The sequence below is a fragment of the Streptosporangium sp. NPDC000509 genome (assembly GCF_042898365.1).
Classification (GTDB): domain Bacteria; phylum Actinomycetota; class Actinomycetes; order Streptosporangiales; family Streptosporangiaceae; genus Streptosporangium.
This window is the reverse complement of sequence record NZ_JBIAYX010000007.1, coordinates 24,722-36,133: the sequence shown is the minus strand read 5'-3', so window position 1 is coordinate 36,133 and position 11,412 is coordinate 24,722. Positions and strand designations below refer to the sequence as shown.

At 72.1% G+C, this 11,412-nt stretch carries 10 protein-coding genes; all 10 read left to right on the top strand.

Annotated features, from left to right (window positions below; all coding sequences use genetic code 11):
* The first annotated feature begins 21 nt into the window (after positions 1–21).
* The 10 genes from ACFY3D_RS14425 (at position 22) to ACFY3D_RS14380 (ending at position 11,307) form a co-directional block, all read left to right on the top strand.
* Complete coding sequence (locus ACFY3D_RS14425; RefSeq protein WP_389979283.1) at positions 22–375, top strand: hypothetical protein; 354 nt, start codon at positions 22–24, stop codon at positions 373–375.
* A complete protein-coding gene (locus ACFY3D_RS14420; RefSeq protein ID WP_389979280.1) occupies positions 372–1,511 on the top strand; it encodes a nitrate/nitrite transporter in 1,140 nt (379 codons plus the stop codon). The genes ACFY3D_RS14425 and ACFY3D_RS14420 overlap by 4 nt, the downstream gene beginning before the upstream one ends.
* A complete protein-coding gene (locus ACFY3D_RS14415) occupies positions 1,511–3,079 on the top strand; it encodes an FAD-dependent oxidoreductase (protein WP_389979277.1) in 1,569 nt (522 codons plus the stop codon). The genes ACFY3D_RS14420 and ACFY3D_RS14415 overlap by 1 nt, the downstream gene beginning before the upstream one ends.
* Positions 3,080–3,147: 68 nt before the next feature.
* On the top strand, positions 3,148–4,341 hold the full coding sequence (locus ACFY3D_RS14410) for a CaiB/BaiF CoA transferase family protein (RefSeq protein ID WP_389979274.1): 1,194 nt from the start codon (positions 3,148–3,150) through the stop codon (positions 4,339–4,341).
* Between the two features lie 176 nt (positions 4,342–4,517).
* Entirely contained in the window at positions 4,518–5,357 is an 840-nt protein-coding gene (locus ACFY3D_RS14405; RefSeq protein ID WP_389979271.1) for a cyclase family protein, read from the top strand.
* Positions 5,350–6,777 carry an MmgE/PrpD family protein gene (locus ACFY3D_RS14400; protein ID WP_389979268.1) on the top strand — a complete coding sequence of 476 codons (1,428 nt, stop codon included), beginning with the start codon at positions 5,350–5,352 and terminating at the stop codon, positions 6,775–6,777. The genes ACFY3D_RS14405 and ACFY3D_RS14400 overlap by 8 nt, the downstream gene beginning before the upstream one ends.
* Positions 6,774–8,240 (top strand): dihydroorotase family protein, encoded by a 1,467-nt coding sequence (locus tag ACFY3D_RS14395; RefSeq protein WP_389979266.1) that lies wholly within the window; start codon positions 6,774–6,776, stop codon positions 8,238–8,240. Before ACFY3D_RS14400 ends, ACFY3D_RS14395 begins: the two co-directional genes overlap by 4 nt.
* Positions 8,237–9,076 (top strand): HpcH/HpaI aldolase/citrate lyase family protein, encoded by an 840-nt coding sequence (locus ACFY3D_RS14390; RefSeq protein WP_389979263.1) that lies wholly within the window; start codon positions 8,237–8,239, stop codon positions 9,074–9,076. Before ACFY3D_RS14395 ends, ACFY3D_RS14390 begins: the two co-directional genes overlap by 4 nt.
* Before the next feature lie 98 nt (positions 9,077–9,174).
* Positions 9,175–9,948, top strand: a complete 774-nt coding sequence (locus ACFY3D_RS14385; RefSeq protein WP_389979260.1) for an AraC family transcriptional regulator — start codon at positions 9,175–9,177, stop codon at positions 9,946–9,948.
* 303 nt (positions 9,949–10,251) lie between these two features.
* Positions 10,252–11,307, top strand: coding sequence for an iron-siderophore ABC transporter substrate-binding protein (locus ACFY3D_RS14380; RefSeq protein WP_389979257.1), 1,056 nt, complete (start codon positions 10,252–10,254; stop codon positions 11,305–11,307).
* The last annotated feature ends 105 nt before the right edge of the window (positions 11,308–11,412 follow it).

Here is an 11,412-nt window from a genome sequence, read left to right as displayed (position 1 = left end):
GAGGACAAAGGAGGCGCCGCCATGGCGCGCAAACTGGTACTGCTCACCTACGACATCCGGCCCGGATCGGACCTGACCGAGTACGCCGACTTCACCCGCTCGGTGGACTACCCCGCCTTCCGCCAGAACCCCGGCATCCAGGACTACGCGAACTACGTGGTGCGGAGGAACGTCCGGGGCGAGGAGAGCTTCCGGCACTTCGACCTCATGTTCGTCGACGACCTCGACGCCTTCCACGCCGACGGGAAGCTGCACTTCGGCGACCCGGTCATCCTCGACCACGCCGCTCGCTGGCGGGCCAAGTGGGGGCAGGACGAGGCCACCGGCTGGCGTGCGAACGTGAACATCAGCTACGCGGACGAAATCTGGGGGTGAGCGACTCCCCGACGTCGCGTCGGGCGGTCGCCCTGGCCGTGCTGCTCGGCATGACCTATATGTATCCCGCCTACCTGGTGGGCACCCTGGGCGTGGCGATCCGGCACGACATCGGCCTCGACAGTGCGGGCCTCGGCCTCACCGTCAGCGTCTTCTACGTGGTCGGCGCGGTCGCCATGTCCCCGGGCGGCCGGATCGCCGACCGCGTGGGCCCGCGCAGGGCCCTGCGGTTGTCGGCGGTCATGACCGGCCTCTGCCTCGTCGGGGTGGCCGTGTTCGGCGGGTCATGGGCCGGTCTGCTCGCCGCGCTCGCCGTGGGCGGGATCGGCTCGGCGGTCGGCGCCTCGATCGGCACCGTACTGATCGTCGAAAATGTGCGGGCGTCCCGGCGACCGATGGCGTTCGGCCTCGAACGGTCGTCGATCCCGGCCTCGACGCTGGTCGCCGGGCTGTCGCTGCCGCTGCTCGCCACCGTGATGCACTGGCGGCTGGTCTTCCTCGTGGGTGGTGTCGCGGTCGCCGCGCTGCTGCTGATGCGGGTGCCCGGCACGGTGGCTCCGGCCTCGGCGGGACGCCCCGCGCGGGTGAAGCTGACGCCGCTGATGCCCCTGTTGCTGGTCACCGGCGCGTTCCTGCTGGGTTCGGCCGCCGCGACCGCGCTGAGCAGTTTCTTCGTGGACTACGGCGTCACGCTCGGCCTGTCCCCGTCCTTCGCGGGCATCGCGCTCGCCGTGAGCAGCGCGGTCATCATCGCCGTGCGGCTGACCCTGGGCCGTACCAGGTACGGCCGTCTCACGGTCGCCGCGATGATGGCGCTCGGCGGGGTCGGGTTCCTGCTGTTCATTCCCGGCGACCGGGGGTTGTTCCTGGTCGGCACGCTGGTGGCCTGCGGCGCCGGCTGGGGCTGGACCGGCCTGGTCGCCCTCACCGTCGCAGAGACCTACGCCACCATGCCGGGCGCCGCGTCCGGCGTCGTGCAGTCGGGCGGCGCGGCCGGGGGCATTCTCGGGCCGCTGCTCGTGGGAGCAGTGGCGCAATATCACTCGTACGCCGCCGGCTGGTTGCTGGCGGCGGCGTTCTGCGGGCTGGCCGCACTCCTCGTGCTGGTCAACCGGGCCGCATGGGAGGCGACCTGATGAACTTCACCACCCTCGATCATCCGCCGACGTCGTGTGACGTGCTGGTCGTCGGCAGCGGCGCGGCCGGGCTGACCGCCGCCTGCAGGGCCGCCGACGCCGGACACCACGTCGTCGTCGTGGAACGGGCCTCCGTGCTCGGCGGCACCACCGCCGTGTCGGGCGGCGTGATCTGGGCGCCGGGCAACCACCTCGCCGACGCCGACAGTGCTGCCGACGGTGCCGCCGACGCCCTGCGCCACCTCGTCGCGGTCACCCGGGATACCGTGCCGCGCGCTCGCCTGGAGTGGTTCCTGCGCACGATCGGGGAGGCCGTACGCTACCTGTGCGACGAGACCCATGTGGATCTGTTCGCCCTGGAACGCCCCGACTACCGGGCCGATCTGCCCGGTGCCAGGCACGGGGGCCGGGCCCTGGACAACCGGCCGTTCGACGTCACCGCGTACCCGGGACTGGAGCGTCTGCTCCGGCCGCCCACCTATCTGCCCTGGCTCACCATGGCCGAACGGGAGCAGGACACCGGCGCCGACCTCGCCGCGCTCGACCGTGAGCGCCGCGACCGGGGGGTGCGCACGCTGGGCGGGGCGCTCGCCGGTTCGCTCGCCGTCTCCGCCCGCGCCCGCGGTGTGGAGTTCCTGCTCGATGCCCGCGCCGTCGGCCTGGAACGGTCGGGCCGGTCGTGGGACCTCACCTTCGAGGACTCCGGTCACATCACCGCGCGCCGGGCGGTCGTGCTGGCCGGCGGCGGCTTCGAGTGGAACCCGGCGCTCCAGCGGGCGTTCCTGCCCGCCGGGCTCACCCCGATCGGGGCACCGGGCAACGAGGGGGACGGCCTGCTCATGGCGCTGCGCGCCGGGGCGGCGGTCACCGACCTGACCGCCTCGTGGGGGGTGCCCGTGTTCTGCGACCCCGAGGCCCGCTACGACGGGCTGCCCACCGGACGGCTCGCCACCGTGGAGCTGACCAGGCCGGGCTCGATCATGGTCAACGGCTCCGGCCGCCGGTTCGCCGACGAGACGGGAAGCTACCACGACCTGACGAAGGTGTTCCGCGAGACCGACCCCGCCACCGGCGCGCCCCGGCACGTCCCCGCCTGGTTCGTGTACGACGCCGTCCACCGCGCCCGGTATCCGGTCGCGGGCGGCCCTCCCGGAGGCACCCCGTCCTGGGCGGTCACCGGTTCGACGCCGCACGAACTCGCCGGCGCCTGCGGTATCGACGGGCCGGCCCTGGCCGAGACGATCGCGGAGTTCAACGCCGACGCCCTCGCGGGCACCGACCGGAGGTTCGGGCGCGGTCCGGCGTCCCTCGCGCCGCTGGCGGAAGGGCCGTTCACCGCGGTCCCGGTCGTTCCGGGCACCCTCGGCACCTGCGGCGGCGTGGTCACCGACGACCACGGACAGGTCCTCACCCCCGGCGGGACCCCGGTGGACGGCCTGTTCGCCGCCGGGAACGTCTCCGCGAGCGTCTTCGGCGACCACTACCCGGGTGGCGGCACCTCCCTGGCCGCGGCCGTGGCCCGCGCGTACGCCATCGGGGCGGCGCTCGGAGGAGGGGGACGGCGTTGACCGTACCAACCGCCTTGACATACTCTCTGAGCGGACCGGCGTTCGCTATAGCGGAACAAGGAGTGATGGTGGAAGACGGACCTCTGACGGGTCTGCGGGTAATCGACGTGTCGACCATCCTCGCCGGCCCGCTCTGCTGCCAGATCCTCGGAGACCAAGGTGCCGAGGTCGTGAAGGTCGAGCACCCGGTCGCCGGGGACGGCATGCGCGGCCACGGTCCTTCCAAGGACGGCGTCCCGCTCTGGTGGAAAGAGATCTCGCGCAACAAGCGCACGATCGGACTGAGCCTTTCCGTTCCGGAGGGCGCGCAGCTGTTCCTGGAATTGGTGAAGACGGCCGACGTCGTCGTGGAGAACTTCCGGCCGGGCACCCTCGAACGCTGGGGCGTCGGGCCCGAGACGCTCCACGAGATCAACCCCCGCCTGGTGATCGTCCGGATCACCGGCTTCGGGCAGGAGGGCCCCTACGCGGCCCGCCCCGGGTTCGGCACCCTCGCCGAGGCGATGAGCGGCTTCGCCCACCTCACGGGCGAGGCCGACGGCCCCCCGACCCTCCCGGCGTTCGGGCTCGCCGACAGCATCTGCGGCATCGCGGCCAGCTCGGCGACGATGATGGCGCTCTGGGCCCGGGAACGGACCGGCCGGGGCGAGGTCGTCGACATCAACCTCCTCGAACCGATCATGACCGCGGTCGGTCCCCACGCCACCGTCTACGACCAGCTCGGCGTGATCGGCCGCCGCCAGGGCAACCGGTCGGGCAACAACTCCCCGCGCAACACCTACCGCTGCAAGGACGGCAGCTGGGTCGCCATCTCCACCAGCGCCCAGAGCATCGCCGAACGGGTTATGACGCTGGTCGGCCACCCCGAGGTGATCGCCGAACCGTGGTTCGCCTCCGGGCGGCAGCGGGCGGCTCACGCCGACCTGCTCGACGCCCACGTCGGCGGCTGGATCGCCGAACGCACCCGCGAGGAGGTCATGGCCGAGTTCGAACGGGTCGGCGCCGCCGCCGCACCCGTATACGACGCCCGCGACCTCGCCGAGGACCCCCACGTGACCGGCACCGGCATGCTCACCCGCGTTCCCGACGAGGACCTGGGCTCGGTGCTGATGCACAACGTGATGTGGCGGATGCCCGGCGCCCCCGGGCGGGTCCGCTTCACCGGCCGGCCCCTGGGCGCCGACACCGACGAGATCCTGCGGGAGCTCGGGGTCGACGCCGCCACGACCACCGACCTGCGCGTACGCAAGGTGATCGCATGACAGACGCCGGAACCACCGGTGTGAGGACCGGAAACCACACGACAGACACCGGGACCACCGGCGCGAGCGCCGGAAACCACACCGCAGACACCGGGACCACCCGTGTGAGGACCGGAAACCGTACGACAGACGCCGGGACCACCGGCGTGAGCACCGGAAACGGAAGGCCAGGCGACGTGAGCGGCACCGCTACCACCGACCCGCTGCTACAGGCGGTCCGCGACGGGGTCGGCATCTACGACCTGGGCCGTCCGCTGACCATCGGAATGCCGCAGTCACCGAACCACCCCCCCTTCTGGCACACGCTGCCCCGCCGACACGGCGACATGGTCCGTGCCGACGGCGGCTCCGCCGCCAACGACATGATCAGCATGGGCACCCACGTCGGCACCCACATCGACGCCTTCGCCCACGTCTCCCACGACGGCCGCCTCATCGACGGCTCCGACGCCCTCGAGGCGAGCCGCGGCGGCCGGTTCGCCGAGCTCGGGGCGCACACGATCGCCCCGATGGTGCGGCGCGGCGTGCTGCTCGACGTGCCCGCCGCCCTCGGCGTCCCGGAGGGCTGCGAGGCCGGTTACGAGATCACCCCCGACGACCTGGAGAGGACGGTCGCGAGCCAGGGCACCCCCCTGGCCCCCGGAGACGTGGTGCTGGTGCGCAGCGGCTGGGGCCGCCTCTTCGGAGACCCCGACCGGAACGTCTACATCGGCCGCGACTCGGGCGTGCCGGGTGTCGGCGAGGCGGGCGCGACCTGGCTCGCCGACCAGGGCGTCCACGCGGCGGGCGCCGACACGATCGCCTTCGAATGCCTCAAACCCGGCAGCGGCCACAGCGTGCTGCCCGCCCACCGGGTGCTCCTGGTCGAGCGCGGCGTCTACATCATCGAGACGCTCGACCTGGAGGAACTCGCCGCCGCGGGGGTGCACGAGTTCACGTTCGTGCTCGCCCCGCTGCCCATCTTCGGCGCCACCGGCTCGCCGGTCCGTCCGCTGGCGGTGGTGGGCCGTGGGTGAGCCGATCCTCGCGGCCGAACTCGCCAGGTTCGCCGCCGCCACCCTGGGCGACCGGCCGCCCGCCGACGTGATCGCCAGCGTACGGCAGCGGGTGCTCGACGTGCTCGGGCTGTGCGTGGCCGCCTACCGGCTGCCGACCAGCGTGGCCGCCTCCGGCTACGCCGCCGACCAGGGCGGGCGGCCCGAGGCGTACGCCGTCGGAGTCGCCCAGGCGCTGCCCGCCGCGCAGGCCGCGTTCGCGAACGGCGTGCTGGCGCACTCGCTCGACTACGACGACACCCACCTGCCGTCGGTGCTGCACCCGAGCGCCGGGGTGATCCCGGCCGCGCTCGCCGCCGCGCAGGCCTCGGGGGCCTCGGGCGCCGACACGGTCGCGGCGATCGCGGCCGGACTGGAGATCACCGTCCGGCTGGGCATGGCGGGTTACGACACCACGCTCGGCAACTCGGTCTTCTTCGAACACGGCCAGCACGCCACCTCCATCTGCGGCACGATGGGCGGCGCCGCCGCGGCGGCCCTGCTCATGGGCCTGGGCGAGGACGGCGTACGCGACGCGCTGGGCGTCGCCGCCTCGTTCGCCTCGGGCATCATCGAGGCCAACCGCACCGGCGGCACCGTGAAGCGGCTGCACTGCGGCTGGGCCGCCCACTCGGCCGTCACCGCCGCGTCGCTGGTCGGACGGGGTTTCACCGGTCCGCCGACCGTGCTGGAGGGCCGGTTCGGCTTCTTCGAGGCGTTCATCCGCGACGACAAGACCGACCTGTCGCAGGTGCTCGACGGACTCGGTGACCGCTGGGCGGTGCCGGGCGTCTTCTTCAAGCCCTACCCGGCCAACCACTTCACCCACACCGCCATCGACGCCGGGCTCGCGCTGCGCGCGCGGGGCCTGCCGCTCGACCGGATCGAGCACATCGAGCTCCGGGTGCCCTCCGCGGTGATCCGCACGATCGGCCAGCCGATCAGCGGCAAGCGCGCCCCCGAGACCGGCTACCAGGCCCAGTTCAGCGGCCCCTACGCGGTGGTCGCCGGGCTCGTCGGCGGCTCCGGCCTCGGCGTGGGACTGGACGACTTCACCGACGACCTCGCCAGGGACCCGTGGCGACGGGCCCTGATGGCGAAGGTCGACGTCGTCGCCGACGAGCGGTGCGACGAGATCTACCCCCACCAGTTCCCGGCCGTGGTCCGGGTGCGCACCGACGACGGCCGCGAGTGGACCGAGGAGGTGCTCGCCAACCGGGGCGGTCCGGCCAGGCCGCTCTCGGACGCCGAGCTGTCGCGCAAGTTCCGGGAGAACGTCGCCGGCCGCCTGCCGGACGAGGCCGCGGAGACCGTCCGCGACCAGGTGCTCGCACTCGACCGGCTGCCCGGCGTCGCCGACGTGCTGCGCCCGCTCACCCACCTCGAAGGAGTCTCCCTGTGACCTCGTTTGACCTGATCATCAAGAACGTCCGGGTCGTCCACCACGACCACGCCGAGCCGGCGGACGCCGACATCGCGGTGCTCGACGGGCGGATCGCCCGCGTCGCGCCCGGCATCGACCCGGCCGAGGGTCGCGAGGTGGTCGACGGCGGCGGACGGCTCGCCTTCCCCGGCGTCGTGGACGCCCACCAGCACTGGGGCATCTACAACCCGCTCTCGGTGGACACCGAGACCGAGAGCCGCGCCTGCGCGCAGGGCGGCGTGACCTCCGCCCTGACGTACATGCGCACCGGGCAGTACTACCTCAACAAGGGCGGCGAGTACGCCGAGGTCTTCCCCGAGGTGCTCGCCGCCTCCGACGGCAGGGCCTTCGTCGACTACGCGTTCCACCTGGCCCCGATGATGCGCCGCCACATCGAGGAGATCCCGTCGCTGGTCCGCGACCACGGCGTCACCTCGTTCAAGGTGTTCATGTTCTACGGCAGCCACGGCCTGCACGGCCGCTCGGCCGACCAGAACTCCTTCCTGATGATCCCGGAGGGCGAGCGCTACGACGTCGCCCACTTCGAGTTCGTCATGCGCGGCATCCAGGCCGCCCGTCAGAGGTTCCCCGACCTCGCCGAGGAGATCTCGCTCTCGCTGCACTGCGAGACGGCCGAGATCATGACGGCGTACACGAAGATGGTCGAGGAGGAGGGCACCCTCACCGGTCTCGCCGCCTACAGCGCCTCCCGCCCGCCGCACTCCGAGGGCCTCGCCGTCAGCATCGCCTCCTACCTCGCGCACGAGACCGGCCTGCCGACGATCAACCTGCTGCACCTGTCGTCGGCGAAGGCGATGGACGCCGCCCTGCGCATGGCCGACGCGTTCCCGCACATCGACTTCCGCCGCGAGGTCACCATCGGCCACCTGCTGGCCGACATCACCACCGCGAGCGGCATCGGCGGCAAGGTCAACCCGCCGCTGCGTCCCCGCGAGGACGTCGAGGCCCTGTGGGGCCACGTGCTCGACGGCAAGGTCGACTGGGTCGTGAGCGACCACGCCTGCTGCCGCGACGAGCAGAAGTTCGGCGACCCCCGCGAGGACGTCTTCGTCGCCAAGTCGGGCTTCGGCGGCGCCGAGTACCTGCTGCCCGGCCTGGTCACCGAGGGCTCCAGGCGCGGTCTCGGCTACGGCGAGATCGCCCGCCTGCTGTCCTGGAACCCCGCCAGGCGGTTCGGCCTGCGCACCAAGGGCGCCGTCGCCGAGGGCCTGGACGCCGACTTCTGCCTGGTCGACCCCGACTCGACCTGGACGGTGCGCGCGGCCGACTCCGAGTCGACGCAGGAGTACACCCCGTTCGAGGGCTTCGAGCTCACCGCCCGGGTCACCGACACGTTCCTGCGCGGCCACCGGGTGCTCGCCGACGGCAAGGTCACCGGCACCCCGCAGGGCCGCTACCTGGCCAGGCCGACCGGCGCATGACCCCGCGCAGTTACCTCTACGTCCCCGCGGACCAGGAGGACAGGCTCGCCAAGGCCGCGGGGCGCGGGGCCGACGCGCTCATCCTCGACCTGGAGGACGCGGTCGCGCCCGGGGCGAAGGCCGCCGCCAGGAAGAACGCCGCCGCCGCGATCCCGCGACTGCCCGGCGAGGTCTGGGTACGCGTCAACGCCGACACCCCGGAGGCGGACATCGCGGCGGTGGCCGTGCCGGGGCTGAAGGGGATCGTGGTCCCGAAGGCCGAACCGGCGCTGCTGGAGCTCGCCGACGCCCTGCTCACCGAGGCCGAGACGGCCCGCGACCTCGCGCCGGGCACGTTCGCCCTGCTCGCGCTGATCGAGTCGGCCTCCGGCGTCGTTCAGGCCGAACGCGTCGCGGCGTCGCCCCGGGTGGTACGGCTCGGCGTGGGGGAGGCCGACCTCGCCGGCGAGCTGGGGCTGCGCCCGGGTCCCGGGCGCGAGGAACTCTGGCCGATCCGGTCGAGGATCGTCGTCGCGTCGGCGGCGGCCGGGATCCTGCCGCCGGTCGGCCCGGTCGAGACCGCCGTCCGCGACACGGAGGCGCTGGTGGCGGGCACCCGGACCCTGCTGCGGCAGGGGTTCCGTGCCCGCACCGCGCTGTCGCCCCGCCAGCTCCCGCCGATCAACGAGGTCTTCACCCCGTCGCCCGAGGAGCTGGAGGAGGCCCGCGACCTGGTCCGCCGCCTGGCCGAGACGGGCGGCGTCGCGCTCGACGCCAGGGGCCGGTTCATCGACGCGGCGGTCGCCAGGAGCGCCCACGAGGTGATCGGACGCGCGGAAGGGGCCGCTCCCCCCTGAACGGCCGGTGCGGCCACCCGCGCTTCCTCTTCGGCGTGTTGTCCCCTCATCCGCTATTAGGGTGAAGAAATGTCGCTTGTGTCGCACTGCGTCCATCCATGACCAGGGAGACCCGCACGCTGCCCGCCCTCGCGGCGGGGCCGGTCGAGATGCCGTTCGCGATCCTGGGCTGGGGTGAGACCATCGCCCGCGACACCGCGTGGAACGAGCATTCCCACCCCTTCCACGAACTGCTCTGGAACGAGCAGGGCGCGTCCACGGCCGTGGTGGGGGAGCGGGTCTGGACGATCACTCCCACCCTGGGTCTCTGGATGCCCGCGGGCACGCTGCACTCCGGCTTGGCGACCGTCGGCACCCGGTGCCGCGCCGGCTTCTTCGGCTTCGACACCATGACCTCGATCTCCCCCACGCCCGTGGGCGTCGAGATCACCCCGCTGCTCAGGTTGTTGCTGGAACGGCTCGCCGACACGGAACTGTCCTCCGGTTCGCGTGCGGTGACCGAGGCGATGGTGCTCGACGTGCTCACCCCTTCCTCGCACGAGCTGTTCCTGCAGGTGCCCACCTCCGACCTGCTGCGCCCGATCGCTGACGCGATCCAGCGGAATCCGGGCAGTTCGCGGACGCTGGCGGGATGGGCGTCCCACCTCGGCGTGAGCGCCCGAACGATCACCCGCGCCTTCAACGCGGAGACGGGGACGAGCTTCGCCCGCTGGGTCGCCGCGGTGCGCGCCCAGCACGCGGTCGCGCTGCTCACCCGCGGCTGGGGAGTCGACGCCGTGGCGGAGGAGGTCGGTTACCGTTCGGCGAGCGCGTTCGGCGCGGCCTTCCGGCGGACGACCGGGTTGACCCCTGGAGCGTTCCGGTCACGGTGACCACGGGTGACCTGGGAAGCGCGCTCTCGGGCCTTCGTGGCGTGATCCCGAGCGCCTTCGTGTCCCTGTCCCGAGCACTTCCGTGCCCCTGCCCCGGTGACTTCGTGTCCCGATCTCGATAACGGCTGTCCCAAAAGCTTTATTGCGACAAGTCGGTCATTTCTCCTAAGGTGCAGCGAAGGTAAGCCTTGCCTAACTAGATCAAAGCTCGCGGTGGTCACGGCGCACCGCTCCGCGACCGCGTACAGCGGTCCGAGCGTGCGAGCGCCGGCACCGGCGGAAATTTCTGAAAGTGGAGTACGGATGAAGCGTCCACGTAGCCTTCGCATCCTCGTCGTGGCGACTGTCCTGCTGGGCCTCGCGGGCTGCGGAGGGGGCACCCCGGAGACCAAGGCCGAGAGCGCGATCGGCAGCCCGAGCGCGAACAGCGACGCGAGCGCCTTTCCCGTGACGATCGAGCACGCGCTGGGGACGACCACCATCCCGGCGAAGCCGGAGCGGGTGGCCACCGTCAACTGGGCGAACCACGAGGCGCCGCTCGCCCTCGGTGTCGTCCCGGTCGGCATGGCCGCCGCGAACTTCGGCGACGACGACGGCGACGGGCTGCTGCCCTGGGTGAAGAAGCGCCTGGAGGAACTCCAGGCCAAGACGCCCGTGCTGTTCGACGAGACCGACGGCATCGACTTCGAGGCCGTCGCCGACACGAAGCCGGACGTGATCCTGGCCGCCTACTCGGGCCTGACCCAACAGGACTACGACACCCTGAGCGACATCGCCCCCGTGGTGGCCTACCCGAAGGCCGCGTGGGCGACCCCGTGGCGCGAGATCATCGAGATGAACAGCAAGGCCATCGGGCTCGCCACCGAGGGCGAGAGGCTCATCACCGACATCGAGGGCGACATCAGCGAGGTCGTCGCGAAGTATCCGCAGCTCAAGGGCAAGTCGACGATGTTCATGACGCACGTCGACCCCAACGACGTGAGCCAGGTCGGCTTCTACACGACGCACGACACCCGCACGCTGTTCTTCGAGGACCTCGGGCTGACGATCCCGGGCAGCATCGCCAAGGCGTCCGAGGGCACGGACAAGTTCGCCCTGACACGGAGCGCGGAACAGGTCGACCTGTTCAACGACGTCGACATCATCACCGGATACGGCGACGAGAAGGGCGACCTGCTGGAAAAGCTCCGCGAGGACCCGCTGCTGTCGAAGATTCCCGCGGTCAAGCGCGGCTCGGTGTACCTCCTGCCCGGCAGCACGCCCCTGGGCACCGCCGCGAACCCGACCCCCCTGTCGATCTCATGGGTGCTGGAGGACTACGTCAAGGCGCTCGCCGAGGCCGCGGACAAGGTCAAGTGACATCGATCGACACCGACCGCGCGCCGGACGCCGTACTCGTACGGCGTCCGGCGCGCGTCCGGGTACAGTGGCTGCTCGTCGCGGTCCAGGTGATGGCGGTGCTCG

Coding starts and splice junctions, on each gene's coding strand:
- ACFY3D_RS14385 (WP_389979260.1), top strand. CDS start 9,175: ATGACCAGGGAGACCCGCACGCTGCCCGCCCTCGCGGCGGGGCCGGTC.
- ACFY3D_RS14380 (WP_389979257.1), top strand. CDS start 10,252: ATGAAGCGTCCACGTAGCCTTCGCATCCTCGTCGTGGCGACTGTCCTG.
- ACFY3D_RS14415 (WP_389979277.1), top strand. CDS start 1,511: ATGAACTTCACCACCCTCGATCATCCGCCGACGTCGTGTGACGTGCTG.
- ACFY3D_RS14390 (WP_389979263.1), top strand. CDS start 8,237: ATGACCCCGCGCAGTTACCTCTACGTCCCCGCGGACCAGGAGGACAGG.
- ACFY3D_RS14425 (WP_389979283.1), top strand. CDS start 22: ATGGCGCGCAAACTGGTACTGCTCACCTACGACATCCGGCCCGGATCG.